Here is a 22,840-nt window from a genome sequence, read left to right on the forward strand (position 1 = left end):
GTGTCCAGTTAGTCGCCTTTGAGAGCGGTGGTCGGATCGTTGACACGTTGTTGGGTCGGTTTCGACGATTTTTATCGGCGATCCGCCTGAGCCTTCTCCAGCCAATCGACGAACTGGTCGGCCAATCGATCGCGAGCGAAGGTGGTTTCGGCAAGGCGGTGGCCGCGCTTGCCCATTTCCTTGAGGGCCGCCCGGTCGGCGGCCGCTTTCTCGAGCGCGTCGGCGAAAGCCTTCGGATCGCGCGGCGGAACCGCGAAGCCGCAACCGTTTTCCTCGATGAGCCCGGCGACCCAGCCAGGATAGTTGTTGAGCACTGGCAGGCCCGCCGCGATATAGTCGAAGAACTTGTTCGGCGAAGTTCCGTAGTAGAAAGCAGGGACATCGGCGAGGATCTGCAGGCCGATATCGGTGGCTGCCATCAGGCCGGAGAGCCGCGTCTTGCTCACCGGATCGCCGAAGACGACGTTGTCCAGCCCTTCCCTCGCAGCTCTCTCCTGAAGAGAGGGCTTCAGCTTGCCCTGTCCGATCAGCAGGATCTTGATATCGTCGCGGCCGCGTTTGCGCAGTTCGGCCGCGGCATCGAGCACGGCATCGAGGCCGTTGGCCATGCCATGAGTGCCGGCGAACACCGCCAGCAGATCGCCTTTTTCCACGCCCTGCGGGCGCCAGGGTTCGCTTGCGGTGCCGAAAATGTCGAGATCGCAGCCGTTGGGGATCATGGCGATCCGTGGCTCCGGTATTCCGCGTCGGGCAATACCCTCGACCATGCCGGGCGCCAGACCGATCAGCCGATGAGCGGAACGGTAGCTCATCCATTCGAGAGCCCCCATCGCCCACAATATCAGCGGGTTACGGATCACGCCCATCGCTTTCGGCAGTTCGGGCCACAGGTCGCGTACCTCGAAAACGAAGGTCTTTCGCGTGAACCAGCGCGCGGCGATACCGGGAATGCCAGCCGTCAGGGGTGTCGTCGTGGCAAAGACGAGATCGGCCGGTTCGGACAGCACCAGTCCGATGCAGCGCAAGGCATAGCGCATGAAAGTCATGGTGCGCGAGGCAAATCCGGCGGCGTTGGAATAGGCCAGATCGAATTCGATCACGTCGATGCCATTCACGTCCCCGCGTCGGCGGCCGTTTTCGAACGGCTGCTCCAGTCCCGTATGACCGCCGCCATAACTGCCGCACACCATGGTGACGCTATGGCCGCGCTTGACCAGACGTCGGGCCATCTCATAGGAGCGCGTGCCGGCGGACCCCTTCGGCGTCGAAAAATGCTGATGGAAATAGAGGATTTTCACGGCCAGGAAAGCTCGCTGGTGAGTGTGCCGGGATCGTTCACTTCGATTTCGAGCACCGGCACCGGATGCTTTTCGAGGTAATAAAGCGATTCTTCGCCGGTGGTCAGGTCGATCCTGGCGATCGGAACATCGGCCGCAATACGAAGCGTGTTGCGGCCGTTGCTGAGGGTCTGTCCGTCCAGCTTCCATGGGCCGGGTTGGAGGCGCCAGCGCAGGACAGCCCGGACGAACCGCCCTGAAAGTCCGTCGCGAACGGTCAGCCGGTTTGCCTCAAGTTGCACGGCGCGGTTCTGTGTTGCGCCTCGCCAATCGGTATAGCCGGCCGAGGCTTGCTCTTGCGCTGCGTCGAAAGCGACCGAATGGGCGTTGAGCCATTCGCCATAGAGAAACCGTCCGAGGCGTGGCATCTGGTCCCGACCGTCGAATTGAACGGTGTTGTGACCGGCGGTGCCCGCGAACCTGTCCAGCGTGGCTGCATCCGTGTTGTAGCTGAAGGTTCCCGCGTCACGCAGGATGTTGGCCCCTTCGACCCACAGGTCCACATGCAGGGCGTCCGCCTGTGCCGGCCGGAAACGGAAGCGGGGATACCGCAGGAGCGCCATCGCCACGCCCTTCCGCAGAACGGCATAGCCGCCGTCGTCGAACTGCGTCGAGCCGACCGGCTCGCTTGCGGCTTCCGCTGCGGCGATGCCGAGCCAGGCAAGAGGAGCATCCCAACTGCCGCGTTCGGCATAAGCCCGTTTGTCGCAGAACAGCGTCATGGCGGCTTGTACGGTCGGGCGAAAGTCCCTGTAATCCGTATCGGTCAGCGGGAGCAGCCGGGCGCCGTCGTTGGCGCCGAGATTGGGGCCGTCGCCGCTTCTTGGATCGATCATCGCAAACAGCCAGCGTGCGGCCGCAGCCATGCGCTCGCGTGCCTTCGACGAAAGCGGTTCCAACTCGAATCGCCGCCGCCAGACCTCCGCCATGATCAACGTATCGAGCAGGACGCGGTGATAGGTCAGGGAATATTGCGAGAAACTGCCGTCGCGCTCGATGAGGCGGCCGACGCGATTCTCCAGCAGTCTCCTTCCGAGCGCTTCCCAATGCCGTCCGCGCGGATGCCCGTTCGCGGCCAGCCATGACCCACCGATGAACAGGGCGGCGGCTTCTGAGGTTCCGTGATTGTTGTCCTGGCCGATGGCGTAGCCGACGGTCGGCTCGATCCGGCGCAGATGAATGTCGAGCAGGCGCTTCAAGCCGGCCGTCGGCGCGCCCTCGTTGCCGAGCATGAGCGCCGCCATCGCCAGGTGCATCACCCGAATCGACGTCTCCTGTCCGCATTTCCAGTTCGGGCCGCGATAGGGCGGATTACGGCGGCACCAGTCATCGAGCCATAGCTCAAGTCGCGCCAGGGCCGCGGCGTCGCCGGCGGCGGCTCGTTGGGCGCCGGCCAGCAGCCAGTCGAACCGCGAGGCTTCCCAGATCACCTTGATATCGCCGATGGCGGGATCGAAATCGGCAATCTGCCACCAGTGCCGGTCGGCATTTTCCAGCCTGCGGCCGGTGATCGGGTTTTTCAGCCAATCCGGCGGTCCGTCGCCGATCGGGAAGCGGTGGCGGCCGAAATAGACGGCTTCCGTCTCCCAGGCGTGGCTGACGGGAAGATTTTGCATGGAACTCGGACGCGGCCGAAAGAACGGGCCGATCGCGGGTTCGACGTCCTTCAGGCGGCGAACCGGGCCCAGGCCGCTTTTGAGGCCCAGCCGATACGCCGCGACGCGCGCCACATTGCCAAGGCCGAGCGCGGCGATCGTTCTGGCCTTGACGGCGAAACTCATTGTTGCTGGGCGCGCAGCATCCGCGCTGCCTCGACCGTTGCACGCGCCACTTCGAAAATCTCGTCGGCTGGAATGGGCGAGGGCCGGCCATCGGCAATGGTTTTCAGGAATTCCCCCGCGCAGACGTCCTGGCCCTTGTCCTGCGTCCAGCCGCCCTTGCCCTTGAACCCCGTCCAGCCATAGGCGGCCAGCTTGCGGAAATTGTCGAGTTGCAGCGTACGGCCGGCGCAGAAGGCTTCGATCCTCTCCTTCGGGAACGTCTTCGCGCCGTTGGCGAAATAGTTCACGGTGCCGAAGGACCCATCGGCGAAGCCGAGCAGGATGACGGCCTTGTCTTCCGTCACCGCGACGCCGGGCGCCTCGCCCATGCGCCTTGCCATGACCGAGACAATCGACGCTCCCGCCAGGAAGCGCATCAGGTCGATGTGATGGCACGCCTCGCCGATGATGCGGCCGCCTCCGACGGCAATATCCTGTGTCCAGTGCTCCGGCGGAATGGCGCCGGCGTTCATCGTCAGGATGAAGGACTTCGGCTCCTTCAGAGGCTCCAGCAGCGCTTTCATCTTAACGATATGCGGCGCAAACCGACGGTTGAAGCCGACCATCAGGCGCGGAGGGTTCGTCTTCGCCGCAGCCTTCTCATAGGCAGCCTCGACGGCATCGATCTCCTCTATCGTCAGCGCCAGCGGCTTCTCGACGAAAACGTTCTTGCCGGCGCGAAGCGCCCGCGCGACGAATTCGGCATGGGTGTCGTGGCGGGTCGCGATGGCCACGGTGTTGATCTCCGGCGCGGCGAATATCGCCTCGGCGTCGTTCGCCGCATGCGCGAAACCCGCCTGCCGTCCCTGGATGCCGCCGCTGGTGCCGCCGGAGGCGACAATGGTGTGAAGCTGTGCGCCGCCCTTCTTGAAGGCGGGAATGAGAACGCGGGAGGCGTAGTTGCCGGCGCCGATGAAGCCGCATACGGGCTTGCCGGCGGCGAATGCCGGCGGTGTCTCGACCAGGGCCACGGTGGTGCGCCGCAGGACCGCGGCCTCCTGTGCCGGATATGTCAGGAGAACGCCCAGCGTCGACTTGTCCTCGGTCAGAAGGTCGTAGGCGGACGGCGCGTCGTCGAACGGGATGCGCCTGGTGATCAGCGGTTCGACGTCGATGCGACCGCTCGACATCATGTCGAGGATGGCTTCGAAATTGCGCTGCTCGGTCCAGCGCACGAAACCGATCGGATAATCCTGTCCCTGCAATTCGTAGCCGCTGTCGTAGCGGCCGGGCCCGTAGGAGCAGGACACCTGGAAGGTCAGTTCCTTTTCGTAGAAATCGGCCCGGTTGAGCTCCAGGCCGGTGACGCCGACGAGGATGATGCGCCCGCGCTTGCGCGACATGAGCGCCGCCTGCGTGACCGGATCGGACGACGAGGTCGAGGCGGTGATGATGACGCCGTCGACGCCGCGGCCGCGGCTGAAAGCCATGCCGGCGGCTACCGGATCTTCGCCGGCTCCGGGGTTGCAGGTTTCGGCGCCGAAACGCGCCGCGAGGTCGAGCTTGGCCCTGTCGAAATCCGTCGCCAGCACACGGCAGCCCTGGGCCACCAGCAACTGGATCGTCAAGAGGCCGATGAGCCCGGCACCGACCACCACGAAGGATTCGCCCAGCGTGGGATTGGCAAGCCGGATGCCTTGCAGGCCGATGGATGCCACGACGGTAAATGCGGCGGCCTCGTCGCCGACATTGTCCGGTATCTTCGCACAGAGATTTTTCGGCACACTGACGAGGTCGGCGTGCGGCCCGTTGGAGACGACGCGATCACCGACGGAGAATCCCTCGCAGCCGCCGCCGACGTCCTCCACCACGCCGACGTTGCAATAGCCGAGCGCGAGAGGCTGGGCGAGCTTGGAGCGCACCGCCTCGATGGTCGTCATCAGGCCGTCGGTCTTGACCTTGTCGAGCACCATCTTGACCCGATCGGGCTGTTTGCGGACCTTTTGCAGCATGGAAGCCCGGCCGAAATCCACCAGCATCCGCTCGGTGCCCGTGGAAATGAGCGTGACGCGCGAGGCGATCAGCAGCGAGCCCTTGCGCGAGCTGGGGGCCGGCGCTTCCGCGATGTAGGTCGAGCCGTGGCTCATATCCTGCAAAATCTGCTTCATGCGCGTCCAATCTGAAAGATCAATCGTGTTCACATAAACAAGAAACATCGAAAAGCAATGCGCTGTCGGGTTTCCAAAGAATTCGAAAAATGACGACTCTCATTTTCGCCTGCTCTCATCATTGGATTTGGAGTTGGTGCGGTTATCTATATCGAGGATTTCAACGGACAGGCGATGATTGGAAATTCGCACCGGCCTTCTGTCAGGCGGGTGGAGCCGCCAGAGCGATGTCGAGATACTTTTCATATTGGCCTGATCCCCTTGGCTGTCTTGACGGACGGTCGGGCGGCCCGCTAACAGGATCGGCGCCAGGCTGGCGGTGTGCCGGCCATTTTCCAGTGGGGACACCCGTGACGCGGCAGAATTATCTCTTCACCTCGGAATCGGTTTCCGAGGGCCATCCCGACAAGGTCTGCGACCGCATTTCTGACGAGATCGTCGATCTGGTCTATCGCGAGACGCGTAAAGTAAAGCCCGAGGACGCCAAACGCTATGCCGACGTCGCGGTTTCCGATCCGTGGAAGGTGCGCGTCGCCTGCGAGACGCTGGCGACCACCAATCGCGTGGTGATCGCCGGCGAGGTGCGTGTGCCGCACAGCCTCCTGAAGAAGGACAAGGCCGGCAACGTGGTGCTGGACGCGGCCGGACATCCCGCCGTCAACCCGGCGAAGTTCAAGTCGGCGGCGCGCAAGGCCATCCGCGACATCGGCTACGAGCAGAGCGGCTTCCACTGGAAGAAGGCCCGGATCGACGTTTTGCTGCACGGCCAGTCGCCTGACATCGGCCAGGGCGTCGACAACGCCGCCGACCGCCAGGGCGAGGAAGGCGCGGGCGACCAGGGCATCATGTTCGGCTATGCCTGCCGCGAGACGCCGGACCTGATGCCGGCGCCGATCTACTACAGCCACAAGATCCTCGAACTCCTGGCCGCCGCCCGCCACGAAGGGCAGGGCGACGCCGGCCGGCTCGGCCCCGACGCCAAGAGCCAGGTGACGGTGCGCTACGAGAACGGCGAGGCGGCCGAGGTCACGCAGATCGTGCTGTCGACCCAGCATCTCGATGCAAGCTGGGATTCGAAGAAGGTGCGCAAGGTCGTCGAGCCCTACATCCGCGAGGCGCTCGGCGATCTGAAGATCGCCGCCGACTGCAACTGGTACATCAACCCGACCGGCAAGTTCGTCATCGGCGGTCCCGATGGCGACGCCGGCCTGACCGGCCGCAAGATCATCGTCGACACCTATGGCGGTGCGGCCCCGCATGGCGGCGGCGCCTTCTCCGGCAAGGACACCACCAAGGTTGACCGCTCGGCGGCTTACGCGGCGCGCTATCTGGCCAAGAACGTGGTGGCGGCCAAGCTTGCCGAGCGCTGCACCATCCAGCTCTCCTACGCGATCGGCGTTGCCCAGCCGCTGTCGGTCTATGTCGACCTGCATGGCACCGGCGCCGTGGACGAGGCCGTTCTGGAGAAGGCGCTGCGCGCGGTGATGGACCTGTCGCCGTCGGGCATCCGCCGGCATCTGGACCTGAACAGGCCGATCTACGCCAAGACCACGGCCTACGGCCATTTCGGCCGCAAGCCCGGCCGCGACGGCTCCTTCTCGTGGGAGAAGACCGACCTCGTCAAGGCGCTCAAGGACGCCGTCTCGAAGGAACGGGCGCTCGCCGCCTGAGGCAGAAAGTGGTCCGCTTCCTGGGATGATGTTGAATTTTCCACATGGAACGGACCAGGTGAGTTTCGCAGCGCGATCATCTTGCGTGAGCGGCTTCGTGGCGTGCTTGCGGTGCCTTTCTGTCACCTATAGAAAATGACAGAATGACGCCCGAAATGGATTTTCGTAAGAAGCTCATCAGTCTGCCTCGGTGGCAAAAGCAGTTTCTTGCGCTTTTCGCTGATATCGTGATGTCGCTGGCGGCCATGTGGCTCGCCTTTTCCTTGCGGCTGGACATAGATCATTCGCCCCAGGCCTATGAATGGATCCCTTACGGCCTCGCCGGCTTTCTGTTCGTTCCGTTCTTCATCCGGCTGGGCCTTTATCGGGCGATCTTCCGGTATTCCGGAGCCTCGAGCCTCGCTTCGGTGGCGAGCGCCGTCTTCCTGTATGGAATACTTCTCAGCGTCATCCTCTTGATCGCCAAGTTTCCCGGCGTACCGCGCACGATCGGTATCCTCCAGCCCATCCTTTTCTTCACCTTCGTGTTCGGCAGCCGCGTAGTCGCCTCGCAATTGCTGGTTCGATCCGCCCCCGGGGTGGCCACGGTCAAGAACGTGCTGATCTATGGCGCCGGGCAGGCCGGGGCGCAGGCATACGAGGCGCTGGCCATGACCCCGGAATACCGGGTCCGCGGCTTTCTGGACGACGATCCGGCCAAGCATAACTGGCGGGTACACGGTCGCCCCGTCATCGACCCGGCCCATGCAGCCGAAGTCGTTACCCGCCTCGGCATCAGCGACATCCTGATCGCGGTTCCGAGTGCTGGCGTCGAACGGCGGCGTCAGATCGTTGATTCGCTGGCCGATCTTCAAGTTCGTGTGCGCACGATTCCCGGCATCCTGGATCTGGCGCGGGGCACCGCCAGGGTCGACGAAATTCAGGAATTGCAGATCATCGATCTGCTCGAGCGGGCGCCGATCATCACGGCGCTCGACAGGTCCGCGGTGGTCGGCAAGACCGTGCTTGTCACCGGCGCCGGCGGCTCGATCGGCAGCGAACTGAGCCGCCAGATCCTTTCGTTGGGACCCGCCAAGCTGGTCCTGTTCGACCACAACGAGTTCAGCCTCTATATCATCGACGATGAACTGCGCAGATTGGCGCCGCAACTGAAAGTCCCGACCATCATAGTGTCCTGCCTGGGCTCGATCCGGGACGAGGTCCGGGTCAGGATGGTGATGGAGGGGCACAGGCCGCAGCTCGTCTATCATGCCGCTGCCTACAAGCACGTGCCGCTGGTCGAATCGAATCCGATCGAGGCGGCGACCAACAACATACTCGGCACGGCGATCGTGGCGCACCAGGCCGAGGCTGCAGGCGTCGAGCGCTTCACCCTGATCTCCACCGACAAGGCCGTTCGTCCTACGAATTTCATGGGCGCGAGCAAGCGCCTGGCCGAGCAGATCATCCAGGGGCTGGCGGCGAAGGCGGGACAGCAGACCGTTTTCTCCATGGTACGTTTCGGCAACGTGCTGGGCAGCAGTGGCTCGGTGGTTCCGCTTTTCCGGCGCCAGATCGCGTCGGGCGGTCCGCTGACCGTGACCGATCCCGAGGTTATCCGCTATTTCATGACCATCCCGGAGGCTGTCGGCCTGGTCCTCCAGTCGTCGCAAATGGCGCAGGGCGGGGAGGTCTTCGTGCTGGACATGGGCGACCCCGTCAAGATCATCGATCTTGCGCGCAAGATGATCCGCCTGTCCGGTCATGTCGAGCGCACGCCCGCCAATCCCTATGGCGATATCGAAATCAAGATCGTTGGCCTGAGGCCGGGTGAGAAGCTCTATGAGGAACTTCTTATCGGCAACGATCCGCAACGCACGTCGAATTCGCATATCATGATGGCGCGTGAGAGTTTTGTCCCGCCCGAGCAGCTTGCCGGGGAGATCGAGACCATACGCCACTGCGTCGAGAGGCAGGACGTTGCCATGCTTGCTGGCGCGCTGATGCGCACGGTAGCCGGCTTCAACTGGAACGGCGAAACGGCGCCAACCGCCGCGAATGGCTGGCGTCAGCCCGGAGACGAGCCGTTCCTGGACCGGAGGGCCGGCTCGTTCTGATCCGCGGTTGCGGCTCGTCCCATCTGCGTCGGAAGACAGGGGGATTTACGCCTGGCGATTAAGCCGTCCCGAGCCGATCACAGATGGCTGTCTGTTTGTACTATCGGAAAATGGCTGGGGCGCCAGGATTCGAACCTGGGAATGTCGGTACCAAAAACCGATGCCTTACCACTTGGCGACGCCCCAACGTCCCGATCGCGTCGGATCGAATGTGAGCGGCCTTATAGGCAGAGCTGCCGAAAAGCACAATCACCTACGATCGCCAAAGCGCCTATTCTCCCCACACCGCCAACTCGTTGCCAGCAGGATCGAGGAAGTGGAAACGCCGGCCGCCGGGGAAGGAAAAGATCGGCTTGACGATCGTTCCGCCGGCATTGGTGACGGCAAGCAGCGTTTCTTCCAGCTTTTCCGAATAGAGGATCGGCAGCGGCTTTGTCGCGACCTCCGACGCATCGGCCTGGAAGCCGCCCTCCAGCCCTTCATCGAAGGCCGAATAGGTTGGCCCGTAGTCGGTGAAGGACCATGAAAAAGCGGCGCTGTAGAACGCCTTGACGCTGTCGAGCCTGCCGTGCGCCGCCGGCAGTTCCAGATAATCGAGCTTGCCTGTCTGTTTCATGGCGTCGTCCTTTTGTTCTCTTTATGTTCTATATCTCGCATCCCGACTGGACAAGAGCAGGGGGCAAGATTTTTTCTTAATCGATTGTACGCTGTCGCACTTCTTGCCTTTCGCACCGCAGCATTCTATCGCTCGCGGCGAACGTCCGCACAGGATGTCCGCCAACCTGGAAGACTAGGGAGCGAACATGACCAAGTGGGTCTACACCTTCGGCGACGGCGCGGCCGAAGGGCGCGCGAGCGACCGTAATCTGCTCGGCGGCAAGGGTGCCAATCTTGCCGAGATGTGCAGTCTGGGTCTGCCGGTGCCGCCCGGCTTCACCGTCACCACCGAAGCCTGCAACTGGTATTATGCCAACGGCCGCTCCTATCCAGCGGCTCTCGAAGGCGAGGTCGAGGAAGCGTTGAACCATGTCGGCCGGCTGACCGGCCGCCGCTTCGGCGATCCTGAAAAGCTCCTGCTGGTCTCGGTCCGCTCCGGTGCTCGTGCGTCGATGCCGGGCATGATGGACACGGTTCTCAATCTCGGCCTCAACGACGAGACGGTCGGGGCGCTGGCCGCCGATTCCGGCGACGAGCGCTTCGCCTATGACAGCTACCGGCGCTTCATCCAGATGTATTGCAATGTCGTGCTCGGTCTCGATCACGAGGTGTTCGAGGAGATCCTCGAGGATCGCAAGGCGAGCCTCGGTCACGAGCTCGATACCGACCTGACCGCACTGGAATGGCAGGAAGTGATCGCCCTCTACAAGGCGCGGATCGAGGAAGAACTGGGCAAGCCGTTTCCGCAGGACCCGCAGGAACAGCTCTGGGGTGCCATCGGCGCGGTCTTTTCGAGCTGGATGAATGCGCGCGCCATCACCTATCGCCGGCTGCACGACATTCCCGAAAGCTGGGGCACGGCTGTCAACGTGCAGGCCATGGTGTTCGGCAACATGGGCGAGACTTCGGCCACCGGCGTCGCCTTCACCCGCAACCCCTCGACCGGCGAAAAGGCGCTCTATGGCGAATTCCTGGTCAACGCGCAGGGCGAGGACGTGGTGGCCGGCATCCGCACGCCGCAGAACATCACCGAGGCCGCCCGCATCGCCGCCGGCTCCGACAAACCCTCCTTGCAGAAGCTGATGCCGGACGCCTTCCAGAGCTTCGTCGACATTTCGTCGAGGCTGGAAAAGCACTACCGCGACATGCAGGACCTGGAGTTCACCATCGAGCGCGGCAAATTGTGGATGCTGCAGACGCGGTCGGGCAAGCGCACGGCCAAGGCGGCGCTGAAGATCGCGGTGGACATGGCGAACGAGGACCTGATCACCCGCGCGGAAGCGGTGGCGCGCATCGATCCGGCCTCGCTGGACCAACTGCTGCATCCCACCATCGATCCGAAGGCCAAGCGCGACGTGCTGGGCATCGGCCTGCCGGCCTCGCCGGGGGCGGCCACCGGCGAGATCGTCTTTTCCTCCGACGAGGCCGAGGAGGCCAAGGCGGTCGGGCGCAAGGTCATCCTGGTGCGCGTCGAGACGAGCCCGGAAGACATCCACGGCATGCACGCGGCGGAGGGCATCCTGACCACGCGCGGCGGCATGACCAGCCATGCCGCGGTGGTGGCGCGCGGCATGGGCAAGCCTTGCGTTTCAGGCGCCGGCTCGCTGCGCGTCGATCATCGCACCGGCACGCTGATGGCGATGGGGACCGCCCTGAAAAAGGGTGACGTCATCACCATCGATGGCGGCAACGGCCAGGTGCTGAAGGGCGCGGTGCCGATGCTCCAACCCGAGCTTTCGGGTGATTTCGCCGCCATCATGGAATGGGCGGATGCTGCCCGGCGCATGAAGGTGCGCACCAATGCCGAAACGCCCGCCGATGCGCGCATGGCCCGCTCCTTCGGCGCGGAAGGCATCGGCCTGTGCCGCACCGAGCACATGTTCTTTGACGGCCAGCGCATCGTCGCGATGCGCGAGATGATTTTGGCCGATACGGAAAAGGACAGGCGTGCCGCCCTTGCCAAGCTGCTGCCCATGCAGCGCGCCGACTTCCTCGAACTGTTCGAGATCATGGCAGGCCTGCCGGTGACGATCCGCCTGCTCGACCCGCCGCTGCATGAGTTCCTGCCGAAGACCGAGGAGGAAATCGCCGAGGTCGCGGCGGCCATGAACGTCTCGGCCGACAAGCTGCGCCAGCGCACCGAGGCGCTGCACGAGTTCAACCCGATGCTCGGCCATCGCGGCTGCCGCCTCGCCGTCTCCTATCCGGAAATCGCCGAGATGCAGGCGCGCGCCATCTTCGAGGCCGCCGTCGAGGCCGGCCGCAAGGCAGGGCAACTGGTGGTGCCGGAAGTGATGGTGCCGCTGGTCGGTCTGGTCAAGGAACTCGACTACGTGAAGGCCCGCATCGACCAGGCCGCGAAGGCGGTGATGGAAGAGACCGGCGTCCACATCGACTATCTCGTCGGCACGATGATCGAGCTGCCGCGCGCCGCGATCCGCGCCAACGTCATTGCCGAGACGGCCGAGTTCTTTTCGTTCGGCACCAACGACCTCACTCAGACCACCTTCGGCATTTCGCGCGACGATGCGGCGTCGTTCCTGGAGACTTACAGGCACAAGGGCATCATCGAGCAGGACCCGTTCGTTTCCCTCGATATCGAGGGTGTTGGCGAATTGGTGCGGCTGGCGGCGGAAAAGGGCAGGGCGGCCCGGCCGGGAATAAAGCTCGGCATCTGCGGCGAGCATGGCGGCGATCCGGCTTCGATCCGCTTCTGCGAGGAGGTCGGGCTGGACTACGTGTCCTGTTCGCCCTTCCGGGTGCCGATCGCCAAGCTGGCCGCCGCGCAGGCGGCGGTGCGCGGCAAGAACTGACCGGCCGGGTTCAGGGTATCGGCCTGTCCGTCGCGGCTGCGGCCGTCGCCTCGATCGACACCTTTTCGGGGTAGAAGGCGCCGTGGCCGCGAATGGCGAGCATCTCGTCGTAGGGATGTTCGTACGCCCACATGATATCCGGGCGCGCTTCTCCCGCCGCGATCACGCTCCAATAGCTCGCATCTCCCTTGTAGGGGCAGTGCGTCGAAGTCTCGCTGCGGCGAAGGAAGTCGAAGTAGATGTCTTCGAAAGGGATATAGAGCACGTCGGCGTGCCCGGCCTCCTTCAGGACCTTGGCGTTCTTCGAGGAAGCGATGACCGCACTTGAAAAGCGCACGGTCACCACGCCATCGAACGGGTCGACCGTAATGTGGTGCGAAGGATTGCTCTTAAAACCCGGTGAAGGATTGTCCATGCGGCGTCTCCATCTTTGCCGCATAACGTGCGCCGAGCCGGCATGTTCCGCAACATCGCGGCTTCGCCGGACCGTTTGACCCATGTTTGCCTCGGTGCAGACCTTTGGAAGGGCCGTTATGCGGCCGCCTGGAAGACATCCATCAGGCCGGCATAGGAAGCGGCCAGGCTGGCGACCGGGTTTTCGCTTTTGGAGGCTGCCTCCACCTTCAGCGCACCGCCGCTGGCGGGCAGGGTGAGCACGAGGAATTGCCGCTCGCCGCCGTCGCCAATGGACGCGGCGGCCACATGCTCGCTCTCGCCGTTCCTGTCGAGCCGCATCTTGAACAGCAACCTGCCGCCGACGGCTTCCAGCGCTCCGCCGACGACCTCGGCGAATTCACCTTCGGAAACGGTATGAGTCTCCGGCACGAGGTCTGCCAGGCTCTCGGCCAGCTTTTCTTCCAAAGCCCCGTCTTCGAGGCTCTTGTCTTCCATGTCCTTGTCTTCGAGTTGCGCGCCCATGCGAACCTCATCCATTCGCCAACGGCACCCCGCCGGAAATTACGATTCCCGCCGACAATGGCCGGATTGTGACGCATTCTACCTTTGTTCAAGGCTCGAACAGGTCGCTGGACATTGTCGGCGTTCGCTTCACAATGCCTGAAAAAACGGGAGGAACGACATGCTCGGTCTGATGCAGGAATGGCCGCTGCTTTGCCATAAGCTGATCGACGAGGCGGCGATCCAGCACGGCAGGCGCGAGATCGTGTCGCGCTCGCTGGAAGGGCCGATCGTGCGCACCACCTATGCCGAACTGCGCGCCCGCGCGCTCAAGGTGGCGCAGCGGCTGGAGCGCGACGGCTATGGCTTAAGCGACCGCATCGCCACGCTCGCCTGGAACACGGCCCGCCACCTAGAAGCCTGGTACGGCATCATGGGCATCGGCGCGGTCTATCACACGCTGAACCCGCGTCTGTTTGCGGAACAGATCGTCTGGATCATGAACCATGCCGAGGACAAGGCGGTCTTCGTCGACCTCACCTTCCTGCCGCTGGTCGAAAAGATTGCCGGGCAGGTGAAGTCGCTGCGACAGGTCATCGTGCTGACCGACAGTGCGCACATGCCTCAGACGACGCTCGCCAACGCCGTCGCCTACGAGGAATGGCTGGCCGAGGCGGACGGCGATTTCCGCTGGAAGACGTTCGACGAGGGCACCGCGGCCGGCATGTGCTACACCTCCGGCACGACCGGCGAGCCGAAGGGCGTCCTCTACAGCCACCGCTCCAACGTCTTGCACGCCATGATCGCGGCCATGCCCGATGCCATGGGTCTTTCCTCGCGCGACGTGGTGCTGCCGGTGGTGCCGATGTTCCACGCCAATGCTTGGGGTCTCGGCCAGGCCTGCCCGATGATCGGCGCCAAGATGGTGATGCCGGGCGGCAAGATGGACGGCGCCTCGATCTACGAACTGCTCGATACCGAGAAGGTGACCTTCAGCGCCGCCGTGCCGACGGTGTGGCTCATGCTGCTGCAATATCTGGAGGAGACGGGCAGGAAACTGCCCTACCTCAACAAGGTCGTCATCGGCGGCTCGGCCTGCCCGCGCATGATCACGAAGAAATTCCAGGACGACTATGGCGTCGAGGTCGTCCACGCCTGGGGCATGACGGAAATGTCACCGCTCGGCACGCTGTGCACGCTCAAGCCCGAATATGCCGGACTGGAGGGCGACGCCCGGCTCGACGTCCAGCAGACGCAAGGCTACGCGCCGTTCGGCGTCGAAATGACTGTCACCGACGACGAGGACAACCACCTGCCGTGGGACGGCAAGACGTTCGGCCGCCTGAAGGTGCGTGGCCCGGCGGTCGCGCGCGCCTATTACGGCGGCGCCGGCGCCGAGCAGTTCGACGAAGAGGGCTGGTTCGACACGGGCGACGTCGCCCATATCGACCCCAACGGCTACATGCAGATCACCGACCGCGCCAAGGACGTCATCAAGTCCGGCGGTGAGTGGATCTCGACCATCGAACTGGAAAACCTCGCCGTCGGTCATCCCGACGTGGCGGAGGCGGCGGTTATCGGCGTCGCCCATTCCAAATGGGGCGAACGGCCGCTGCTCGTGGCCGTGCGAAAGCCGGGCCGGAAGCCGTCGCGCGACGATATATTGGATTTCATGGAGGGAAAGGTCGCGAAGTGGTGGATGCCGGACGACGTGACTTTCGTCGCCGAGATTCCGCACACCGCCACCGGCAAGATCCAGAAGACGGTGCTTCGCAAGCAGTTCAGCGACTATCGCCTGCCTACGGATTGAAGGATTGCGCGCCTTTCGGCTTCAATCGCGTCGCAAAAGCCGATAAGGCTTCGACGCGGGGTGAGTGGTGCGGCGCAGCAGATGACCGAATATCCGGAACGGCGGACGACGAGGGCGGCCGGATGGGCACGGCGGACTGCGGCCTTCTCAGCCGTCCTGCTGGTCTGCGTGTGGGTCGGTCACCATTTCGGCCTTGTCGAGCATCTGGCCTACCTGTGGGTGCTGGCGATCGTGGCTCTGCTCGCGGCCGTCGCGCTGATCTTCGCCGGCTTCGCCTTCTCGAAGCTGTGGCAGTACGGCGATCTCGGCGGCCGCGACCTGACGGTCGGTGCGATGATCGCCTTGCTGGTTCTGGCACCCTATGGCGTCGCGGCCTATTGGATCGCGACGTATCCGCCGCTGCGCGACATAGCGACGGATACGGACGATCCCTTGCCATTGACGACGGCGGCGGAGCGGACGCCGGACATGAACGCCCTGACGGAGCCGACGCCCGGCGAGCGGCGATTGCAGGACGAGACTTATCCGCTGGTGGCGGGGCGCCGCTACGACTTGCCGTTCGACGCGGTGGTGGATGCGGTGGCGGCCGTCCTGCAACGGCGCGGCTGGCGGCTGGCCGCACCGATCCCGCCGGCGGACGAGGCGAGCGGCGAACTGGTCATCGCCGCGGTGGCCCCGAGTTTCGTTCTGGAATTGCCGGCCGATGTGGCGATCCGGGTGGTTTCCGAAGGCGACGCCACGCTGGTGGATATGCGCTCCGCTTCCCGCTATGGCCGCCACGACCTCGGCGACAACGCTGCCCGCATCGTCGAATTCCTGACTGAACTCGACCAGCAGATCAACGGCCAGATCGGTCCCGACGCGGCCCAGTAACGGCTCAGCACACCGGCAGGAAGACGCCATCGAGCGCCGGTTCGCCATCCGTTTCGACCGCGCCGCGCGCCACCAGGTCTTCCAGGTGGGCGAGCACGGAAAGGCCGGCGGCGCCGTGCAGGCGCGGATCGGTTTCGCGGTAGATCGCCGCCACGATCTCGGGGATCGTCCGGTCGCCTTTCTCGATACGGTCCAGTATGGCCTGTTCACGCATCTTCCGGTGTGCCTTGAGGCCGCGCATGAAGACGCGCGGCTTGGTGACGGGGCCGCCGTGCCCCGGCAGCATCAGCCGGTCGTCGCGCGCCAGGAGCTTGTCGAGCGAGCGCATGTAGTCGGCCATCGCGCCGTCCGGCGGCGCCACGATGCTGGTCGACCAGGCCATGACGTGGTCGGCCGAGAAAAGGATTCCGCTACCCTCCAGCGCGAAGGCGGCGTGGTTGGCGGCGTGGCCCGGCGTCAGCACCGTGCGGATCGCCCAGCCGTCGCCCGATGTCAGCGCGTCGTCCGCCAGCGTCGCGTCGGGCCGGAAGGCAAGGTCGCCGCTGGCGTCGAGCCGGATGCCCTCGCCCGTCCGCAAGGCGCGGGCCGGCCGGTGCGGACCCTCGGCCAGCACCGTCGCGCCGGTTTCCTGCTGGAGCCGTGCGGCCAGTGGGGAATGATCCTTGTGGGTATGGCTGACGAAGATATGGCTGACCGGCCGCCCGTCGATCGCACGAAGCAGCGCTTGCAGATGGGCGTTGTCGTCGGGACCTGGATCGATGACCGCCAGCGTATCCTGGCCAACCAGATAGCTGTTGGTGCCGTGGAAGGTGAACGGGCTCGGATTGCGGGCGGTAAGCCGCATCACGCCGGGCGCCACCGCGACGGCGCTACCGTAGGCAGGATCGAAGCTGGCATCGAATTTCAGGGACATTGCAGGCTCGCGCTGGGGACGGGAGGCAAAATGGATTGCCGCAGGACGCCGGACTCAATATAGGAAAATGCGACGCCTTGTCAGGCGCCGGATTGAAATCGGGAATGGAAAGACAAATGGCTCTCGCTACGACAATGCGTCCCCTCGTTTCACTGGCCCTGCCGCAGAATCGGGCGGCGCGCCTCGCCATGCAGTTCGGCCTGGCGCTGGGCGGAACCCTGCTTCTGACCCTGTCGGCCAAGACCAAGGTGGTGCTCGGGCCGGTGGACATGAATTTGCAGACGCTGGCGGTTCTGCTGATCGCCTCGGCTTTCGGCCTGCGCCTCGGCGTTGCCACGCTTCTGCTCTACCTTGCCGAAGGCGCCATGGGCCTGCCGGTCTTCCAGAGCACGCCGGAAAAGGGCATCGGCATCGCCTATATGCTCGGCACCACCGGCGGCTATCTCGCCGGCTTCGTCGTCATGGCGGCCATCGCCGGCTGGGCGGCCGACCGTGGCTTCGACCGCAACCTCTTCAAGCTGTTCGGCGCATTCATGGCGGCCGAGGTCATCATGATGGCCATGGGCTTCGCCTGGCTGGCCACGCTGATCGGCGCGGAAAAGGCCTGGCAGTTCGGCGTACTTCCGTTCATCGTGCCGGACCTGGTCAAGCTGGCGCTGGCCGCGGTTTCCGTGCCGGCCGTATGGTCGCTGATCAGGAAATAGGCTGAAGGCCGCTTGGCGTACCGGCTTGCCGGAGCACGCGACAGCAGCGGCACACGATTTCAGATCGACACGCGGCCCGGCGATGACCGGGCCGTGTGTGTATCGGGCGCATGGTAGGAATTTGCGTCTTCGTGCCGAATGGCAAATATAATGTTCGCAAACCGGAACGATCCTGCGGGCGCCTTTCTGTAAGGGGGCATATCGACCTGCTAGAACGCGGGCACGACCGGACGCATAGTGCCGAAGGCGCCACAGTCTGTACCCGCCTAGCGAGCTTTCCAGGCCAAAGCCATGTTGACCCACCTTCAGCGCCTCGAAGCGGAATCCATCCACATCTTCCGTGAAGTGGCGGCTAACTTCTCCAAGCCGGTGATGCTGTATTCCGTCGGCAAGGATTCGTCCGTCCTGATGCATCTGGCGATGAAGGCCTTCTATCCGGCCAAGCCGCCGTTCCCCTTCCTGCATGTCGACACCACCTGGAAGTTCCGCGAGATGATCGCCTTCCGCGACGAGATGGCGAAGAAACTCGGCTTCGACCTGCTCGTCCACATCAACGAGGAGGGGGTGAGGGACGGCATCAATCCGTTCGACCATGGTTCGAACACCCACACCCACATCATGAAGACGGTGGGGCTTCGCCAGGCGCTCGACAAATACGGTTTCGACGCCGCGCTGGGCGGTGCGCGGCGCGACGAGGAGAAATCGCGCGCCAAGGAACGCATATTCTCCTTCCGCAATGCGAGCCACGCCTGGGACCCGAAGAGCCAGCGGCCTGAGATGTGGAACATCTACAACACACGCATTTCTGCCGGCGAGTCGATCCGCGTCTTCCCCCTGTCCAACTGGACCGAGCTCGATATCTGGCAGTACATCCTGCAGGAAGACATCCCCATCGTACCGCTCTATTTCGCCAGGCCGCGGCCGGTGGTCGAGCGCGACGGCATGCTCATCATGAAGGATGACGAGCGCATGAAGCTGAGGCCCGGTGAGCGCGTTGAAAACCGCATGGTGCGGTTCCGTACGCTCGGCTGCTATCCGCTGACGGGCGCCATCGAATCCGACGCCGGGACGCTGGAAGCCATCGTCGGCGAGATGCTGACGGCGCGTACTTCCGAGCGGCAGGGCCGCCTCATCGACCGCGACGAAGCCGGCTCCATGGAAAAAAAGAAGCGCGAAGGATACTTTTGACGATGCGCTCGACCGCCGAGACCCTTTCCGAAGCCGGCGCGGCCGCCGGAACAGACAGCGTGCGCGACTACCTGCTCGCGCAGGAGAAGAAGTCGCTGTTGCGCTTTTTGACCTGCGGTTCGGTGGATGACGGCAAGTCCACGCTGATCGGCCGGCTCCTGTCCGATACGCGCCAGATATTCGAGGACCAACTCGCCGCGCTGGAGCGCGATTCCCGCAAGCACGGCACGACCGGCGAGGAGGTCGATTTTGCCCTGCTGGTCGATGGCCTTGAGGCCGAGCGAGAGCAGGGCATCACCATCGATGTCGCCTATCGCTTCTTCGCCACGCCGAAGCGCAAGTTCATCGTCGCCGACACGCCCGGCCACGAGCAATACACGCGCAACATGGCGACCGGCGCTTCCACCGCCGATCTCGCCATCGTGCTCGTGGACGCGCGCCAGGGCGTCCTGCGCCAGACACGGCGCCATTCCATCATCGCTTCGCTGCTCGGCATCCGCCACATTGTGGTTGCGGTGAACAAGATCGACCTCGTCGATTTCGACGAGGCGGTGTTCGCCAAGATCGTGGAAGACTATCGCGCCTTCGCGGCCGACCTCGGCTTCAAGTCCATCGTCCCTATCCCCTTGTCTGCCCGTTATGGCGACAACGTCACCGCGCGCTCGCCGCGCATGAACTGGTATGCCGGGCCGACGCTGATCGGGCATCTGGAAACCGTGGCTGTCGAGGACGAGGCACTTGCGTTGCCGTTCCGGTTCCCCGTTCAATATGTGAACCGGCCCAATCTCGACTTCCGCGGTTTCGCCGGCACGATAGCGTCGGGAAGCGTCGCCGAGGGCGACGAGATCGTCGTCGCCAAATCGGGAACGTCGGCGCGCGTGAAACGCATCGTCACGCGGGACGGTGACCTGAAGGAAGCCGTGGCAGGGCAGGCCGTTACGCTGGTGCTGGACGAGGAGATCGAGGTTTCGCGCGGCAACATGCTGGTGGCGGCGGCCGCAAGGCCCCAGGTTGCCGACCAGTTCGCCGCCAACATCGTATGGTTCGACGAGCAGGCGCTGCTGCCCGGCCGTTCCTACATCCTGCGCACCGCCACAGACCAGGCGAGCGCGACCGTTTCCGAACTGAAGCATCGGCTCAACGTCAACGATTTCGCGCACGAGGCGGCGAAGTCGCTGGCGATGAACGAGGTCGGCGTCGTCAGCATCGCTACCCGCGCGCCCATCGTCTTCGATCCCTTCGCGCAAAACAGGGCGACCGGCGCTTTCATCCTCGTCGACCGCATCACCAACGCCACCGTCGGCGCGGGCATGATCCTGCATCCCCTGCGCCGTGCCGAGAACATCCACTGGCAGTCGCTGGACGTCGGCAAGCGCGCCCGCGCCGACATGAAGAACCAGCGTCCGGCCGTTCTCTGGTTCACCGGTCTGTCGGGTTCCGGCAAGTCGACCATCGCCAACCTCCTGGAGAAGAAGCTTCACGCCACCGGCCGCCACACCTACCTGCTGGACGGCGACAACGTCAGGCATGGCCTGAACCGCGATCTCGGCTTCACCGACGCCGATCGCGTGGAAAACATCCGCCGTGTCGCGGAGGTGGCGAAGCTGATGGCGGATGCGGGGCTGATCGTCATCGTGTCCTTCATCTCGCCCTTCAAGGCCGAGCGGCGCATGGCGCGCGAGCTGATGGTCGGCGGCGAATTCGTCGAGGTTTTCGTGGATACGCCCTTCGAGGAATGCGCCCGGCGCGACCCCAAGGGTCTTTACGCCCGCGCGCTGAAGGGCGAGATCAAGAATTTCACCGGCGTCGATTCGCCATACGAGGCTCCTGAAAACCCCGAAGTCCGCCTGAAGACGCTGGGCCGCACGCCCGAGGACATGGTGGATATTCTCGACCGCTGGCTGGCGGAGCGCGACCTTGCGGAGGACAGTTACGACGATGGCGGCGGTATCTGACGACGCGGCTTTGGTGGCGCTGTTCGAGCGGCTGGCACTGGAAGCCGGTCGCGAGGTCATGCGCGTCTATCGGGAAGGCTGCGAGGTGGACCGCAAGGCCGATGCCTCGCCGGTCACCGAAGCCGACAGGAAGGCGGAAAAAATCATCCTCGCCGGCCTGCGCGCCGCTCGTCCGAACATCCCCTGCGTAGCCGAGGAAGAGGTTTCGGCAGGCATTGTGCCGGCCGATCTCGGCGCGGAATTCTTCCTCATCGATCCGCTCGACGGCACGAAGGAATTCGTCAATCGTCGCACCGACTTCACCGTCAACATCGCCCTTGTTCGTCGTGGCGTTCCGGAAGTGGGCGTGGTCTTCGCGCCTTGCACCGGCAAGCTCTATTCCGGCCTGCCGGGCCATGCCGAGGCAGCCGAGGTCGACGCCGATTTCCGTGTCGCGGATCGCCGACCGCTCGCCGCGCGCCAGGGCGTGAAACCGCTCGCCGTCGTCGCCAGCCGTTCGCACAACACGCCTGAGACCGAAGCCTACATAGCGAGCCTCGGCGGGGCCGAGATCGTCTCGGTCGGCTCGTCGCTGAAATTCTGCCTGGTGGCGAGCGCGGAGGCGGACGTCTATCCGCGCTTCGGCCGCACCATGGAATGGGATACCGCGGCGGGCGACGCGGTGCTGCGCGCCGCTGGCGGCGTCACCGTCACGCTGGACGGCGCGCCGCTTCGCTACGGCAAGCGCAACCAGCCCGACGACGCGGATTTCGCCAATCCGCATTTCATCGCAAAGGGCAGGTAGGGAAGGGCCGCTTCGCCGAGAGCGAATCGGACGCCCGAGGCCCTGGCGGAGGGGTGCGCGGCGCTACTCCGCCGCTTCTGCCGAGTTGGAGCCGACATAATTGCGGATCGTCTCGATGATCCGGTCCTGATCGGCTTCGCTGAGATAGGGATGCATCGGCAGGCACAGGATGTTTTGCGGCAGCGTCTCCGAAACCTTCAGCCCGGTCGGCGTGCGCGGATAGTCACGATAGGCGACCTGCTCGTGCAGCGGCTTGACGTAGTAGATGACCGAGGGGATGCCCTTTTCGGTCAGGTGCGCCCTGAGCCCGTCCCGCTTCGGCGTTTCGATCGCATACTGCGCCCAGGCCGAGCGACCGTGGCCGGGATTGTTCGCGGCTTTGACCACATCGCCCAGGCCGTCCGCATAGCGCTGTGCCACAGTGCGGCGCGCCTCCATCTCGTCTTCGAGAATGGCCAGCTTCTCGATCAGGATCGCCGCCTGCAGCGTGTCGAGGCGCGAATTGATTCCGACATGGACGTTGTCGTACTGGGTCTCGCCCTTGCCGTGGAAAGCGAAGGAGCGCAGCCTGTCGGCAAGGGCCGCGTCGTTGGTAAACATCGCACCGCCGTCGCCATAGCAGCCGAGTGGCTTGGCCGGATAGAAGCTGGTGCCGGCGACATGGCCGAACGCGCCGCACATCTTGTTGTCGGCCGAGCCGCCGATGGACTGCGCCGCGTCCTCGATAACCAGCAGGTTTTCCCGTCTGGCGATCGCCATGATGGCGTCGTAGTCGGCGGCAAGCCCGAACAGGTCGACCGGGATGATCGCCTTCGGCTTCAGGCGGCCTTCCTTCTTCACCTGGGCGATCGCCGCCTCGAGGCTTTCGATGTCGATGTTGTAGCTGTCGGCATCGACATCGACGAACACCGGCTCGGCCTTGGCCAGCGCCACCACCTCGGCGGTCGCCGCGAAAGTGAAGCTCGGCACGAACACGGCATCACCGGGTCCGATACCGGAGGCATAGAGCGGCAGGAGCAGGGCGTCGGTGCCGTTGGCGCAGGCTATGACATGCTCGACCCCGACATAGGCGGCAAGCTTCTTCTCGAACTCCGCGACCTGCGGACCGAGGATGTAGCGGCCTTCCTCGACCACTGCATCGATGGCCGCCTTCAACCTGCTGCTGATGCGCTCGCGCTGGGCGCCGAGATCGATGAATTGCATGACAGTTCCACA

17 protein-coding genes and 1 tRNA gene are annotated in these 22,840 nt (G+C 64.3%); 9 read left to right on the forward strand and 9 right to left on the reverse strand.

The window, feature by feature from the left end:
- Positions 1 to 71 precede the first annotated feature (71 nt).
- Genes FGU64_RS22550 through FGU64_RS22560 form a run of 3 tightly spaced genes read right to left on the reverse strand, consistent with a single transcriptional unit; the run spans position 72 to position 5,265 of the window.
- The gene (locus tag FGU64_RS22550; protein WP_139955520.1) at positions 72 to 1,298 is read right to left on the reverse strand and encodes a glycosyltransferase family 4 protein; all 1,227 of its coding nucleotides are present in this window, start codon (positions 1,296 to 1,298) and stop codon (positions 72 to 74) included.
- A complete protein-coding gene (locus FGU64_RS22555) occupies positions 1,295 to 3,118 on the reverse strand; it encodes a heparinase II/III-family protein (protein ID WP_139955120.1) in 1,824 nt (607 codons plus the stop codon). The genes FGU64_RS22550 and FGU64_RS22555 overlap by 4 nt, the downstream gene beginning before the upstream one ends.
- Positions 3,115 to 5,265, reverse strand: coding sequence for a bi-domain-containing oxidoreductase (locus FGU64_RS22560; RefSeq protein ID WP_139955121.1), 2,151 nt, complete (start codon positions 5,263 to 5,265; stop codon positions 3,115 to 3,117). The genes FGU64_RS22555 and FGU64_RS22560 overlap by 4 nt, the downstream gene beginning before the upstream one ends.
- A 350-nt stretch (positions 5,266 to 5,615) precedes the next feature.
- On the opposite strand from FGU64_RS22560, the gene metK reads away from it, so the two are divergent.
- Entirely contained in the window at positions 5,616 to 6,935 is a 1,320-nt protein-coding gene (metK, locus tag FGU64_RS22565; RefSeq protein WP_139955012.1) for a methionine adenosyltransferase, read from the forward strand.
- 143 nt (positions 6,936 to 7,078) lie between these two features.
- Positions 7,079 to 9,031 carry a nucleoside-diphosphate sugar epimerase/dehydratase gene (locus FGU64_RS22570; RefSeq protein ID WP_210239051.1) on the forward strand — a complete coding sequence of 651 codons (1,953 nt, stop codon included), beginning with the start codon at positions 7,079 to 7,081 and terminating at the stop codon, positions 9,029 to 9,031.
- 111 nt (positions 9,032 to 9,142) lie between these two features.
- Here the strand turns inward: FGU64_RS22570 and FGU64_RS22575 are convergent.
- Positions 9,143 to 9,217, reverse strand: a tRNA-Gln gene (locus FGU64_RS22575).
- Positions 9,218 to 9,302: 85 nt separating this feature from the next.
- A complete protein-coding gene (locus FGU64_RS22580) occupies positions 9,303 to 9,647 on the reverse strand; it encodes a VOC family protein (protein WP_139955122.1) in 345 nt (114 codons plus the stop codon).
- 187 nt (positions 9,648 to 9,834) lie between these two features.
- Between FGU64_RS22580 and ppdK the strand changes: the two genes are divergently transcribed.
- Positions 9,835 to 12,501, forward strand: coding sequence for a pyruvate, phosphate dikinase (gene ppdK / locus FGU64_RS22585; RefSeq protein ID WP_139955123.1), 2,667 nt, complete (start codon positions 9,835 to 9,837; stop codon positions 12,499 to 12,501).
- 10 nt (positions 12,502 to 12,511) lie between these two features.
- On the opposite strand, the gene FGU64_RS22590 is transcribed toward ppdK, so the two are convergent.
- Both FGU64_RS22590 and FGU64_RS22595 read right to left on the reverse strand, forming a co-directional pair.
- Entirely contained in the window at positions 12,512 to 12,916 is a 405-nt protein-coding gene (locus tag FGU64_RS22590; RefSeq protein ID WP_139955124.1) for a DUF427 domain-containing protein, read from the reverse strand.
- A gap of 116 nt (positions 12,917 to 13,032) precedes the next feature.
- On the reverse strand, positions 13,033 to 13,419 hold the full coding sequence (locus FGU64_RS22595) for a hypothetical protein (RefSeq protein WP_230978752.1): 387 nt from the start codon (positions 13,417 to 13,419) through the stop codon (positions 13,033 to 13,035).
- A 160-nt stretch (positions 13,420 to 13,579) separates the two neighbouring features.
- Between FGU64_RS22595 and FGU64_RS22600 the strand changes: the two genes are divergently transcribed.
- Together FGU64_RS22600 and FGU64_RS22605 are read left to right on the forward strand one after the other, a co-directional pair.
- The gene (locus tag FGU64_RS22600; RefSeq protein ID WP_139955125.1) at positions 13,580 to 15,208 is read left to right on the forward strand and encodes a fatty-acid--CoA ligase; all 1,629 of its coding nucleotides are present in this window, start codon (positions 13,580 to 13,582) and stop codon (positions 15,206 to 15,208) included.
- A gap of 81 nt (positions 15,209 to 15,289) precedes the next feature.
- Entirely contained in the window at positions 15,290 to 16,081 is a 792-nt protein-coding gene (locus FGU64_RS22605) for a DUF1499 domain-containing protein (protein WP_139955126.1), read from the forward strand.
- A 4-nt stretch (positions 16,082 to 16,085) separates the two neighbouring features.
- Here the strand turns inward: FGU64_RS22605 and FGU64_RS22610 are convergent, their stop codons facing one another.
- The gene (locus tag FGU64_RS22610; protein ID WP_139955127.1) at positions 16,086 to 16,994 is read right to left on the reverse strand and encodes an MBL fold metallo-hydrolase; all 909 of its coding nucleotides are present in this window, start codon (positions 16,992 to 16,994) and stop codon (positions 16,086 to 16,088) included.
- A gap of 116 nt (positions 16,995 to 17,110) precedes the next feature.
- Here FGU64_RS22610 and FGU64_RS22615 point away from each other — a divergent pair, with 116 nt between their 5' ends.
- The 4 genes from FGU64_RS22615 (at position 17,111) to cysQ (ending at position 21,625) form a co-directional block, all read left to right on the forward strand.
- On the forward strand, positions 17,111 to 17,698 hold the full coding sequence (locus FGU64_RS22615) for a biotin transporter BioY (RefSeq protein WP_136357828.1): 588 nt from the start codon (positions 17,111 to 17,113) through the stop codon (positions 17,696 to 17,698).
- A 291-nt stretch (positions 17,699 to 17,989) separates the two neighbouring features.
- A complete protein-coding gene (gene cysD, locus FGU64_RS22620; protein ID WP_139955128.1) occupies positions 17,990 to 18,886 on the forward strand; it encodes a sulfate adenylyltransferase subunit CysD in 897 nt (298 codons plus the stop codon).
- A 2-nt stretch (positions 18,887 to 18,888) separates the two neighbouring features.
- Positions 18,889 to 20,841 (forward strand): sulfate adenylyltransferase subunit CysN, encoded by a 1,953-nt coding sequence (gene cysN, locus FGU64_RS22625; protein ID WP_139955129.1) that lies wholly within the window; start codon positions 18,889 to 18,891, stop codon positions 20,839 to 20,841.
- On the forward strand, positions 20,825 to 21,625 hold the full coding sequence (gene cysQ / locus FGU64_RS22630) for a 3'(2'),5'-bisphosphate nucleotidase CysQ (RefSeq protein WP_180375593.1): 801 nt from the start codon (positions 20,825 to 20,827) through the stop codon (positions 21,623 to 21,625). Before cysN ends, cysQ begins: the two co-directional genes overlap by 17 nt.
- 63 nt (positions 21,626 to 21,688) lie before the next feature.
- Here the strand turns inward: cysQ and FGU64_RS22635 are convergent, their stop codons facing one another.
- Positions 21,689 to 22,828 (reverse strand): DegT/DnrJ/EryC1/StrS aminotransferase family protein, encoded by a 1,140-nt coding sequence (locus FGU64_RS22635; protein WP_139955131.1) that lies wholly within the window; start codon positions 22,826 to 22,828, stop codon positions 21,689 to 21,691.
- Positions 22,829 to 22,840 lie beyond the last annotated feature (12 nt).

The organism is Mesorhizobium sp. 8, from assembly GCF_006351905.1.
In the GTDB taxonomy this organism is placed as follows: domain Bacteria; phylum Pseudomonadota; class Alphaproteobacteria; order Rhizobiales; family Rhizobiaceae; genus Mesorhizobium; species Mesorhizobium composti.

Bases quoted from the DNA above. Each gene is read 5' to 3' on its own strand.
- FGU64_RS22635 (WP_139955131.1), bottom strand. From the start codon at position 22,828: ATGCAATTCATCGATCTCGGCGCCCAGCGCGAGCGCATCAGCAGCAGG.
- cysQ (WP_180375593.1), top strand. From the start codon at position 20,825: ATGGCGGCGGTATCTGACGACGCGGCTTTGGTGGCGCTGTTCGAGCGG.
- FGU64_RS22570 (WP_210239051.1), top strand. From the start codon at position 7,079: ATGACGCCCGAAATGGATTTTCGTAAGAAGCTCATCAGTCTGCCTCGG.
- FGU64_RS22590 (WP_139955124.1), bottom strand. From the start codon at position 12,916: ATGGACAATCCTTCACCGGGTTTTAAGAGCAATCCTTCGCACCACATT.
- cysD (WP_139955128.1), top strand. From the start codon at position 17,990: ATGTTGACCCACCTTCAGCGCCTCGAAGCGGAATCCATCCACATCTTC.
- FGU64_RS22555 (WP_139955120.1), bottom strand. From the start codon at position 3,118: ATGAGTTTCGCCGTCAAGGCCAGAACGATCGCCGCGCTCGGCCTTGGC.
- FGU64_RS22610 (WP_139955127.1), bottom strand. From the start codon at position 16,994: ATGTCCCTGAAATTCGATGCCAGCTTCGATCCTGCCTACGGTAGCGCC.
- FGU64_RS22615 (WP_136357828.1), top strand. From the start codon at position 17,111: ATGGCTCTCGCTACGACAATGCGTCCCCTCGTTTCACTGGCCCTGCCG.
- FGU64_RS22605 (WP_139955126.1), top strand. From the start codon at position 15,290: ATGACCGAATATCCGGAACGGCGGACGACGAGGGCGGCCGGATGGGCA.
- FGU64_RS22580 (WP_139955122.1), bottom strand. From the start codon at position 9,647: ATGAAACAGACAGGCAAGCTCGATTATCTGGAACTGCCGGCGGCGCAC.
- FGU64_RS22600 (WP_139955125.1), top strand. From the start codon at position 13,580: ATGCTCGGTCTGATGCAGGAATGGCCGCTGCTTTGCCATAAGCTGATC.
- FGU64_RS22595 (WP_230978752.1), bottom strand. From the start codon at position 13,419: ATGGGCGCGCAACTCGAAGACAAGGACATGGAAGACAAGAGCCTCGAA.
- ppdK (WP_139955123.1), top strand. From the start codon at position 9,835: ATGACCAAGTGGGTCTACACCTTCGGCGACGGCGCGGCCGAAGGGCGC.
- cysN (WP_139955129.1), top strand. From the start codon at position 18,889: ATGCGCTCGACCGCCGAGACCCTTTCCGAAGCCGGCGCGGCCGCCGGA.
- FGU64_RS22560 (WP_139955121.1), bottom strand. From the start codon at position 5,265: ATGAAGCAGATTTTGCAGGATATGAGCCACGGCTCGACCTACATCGCG.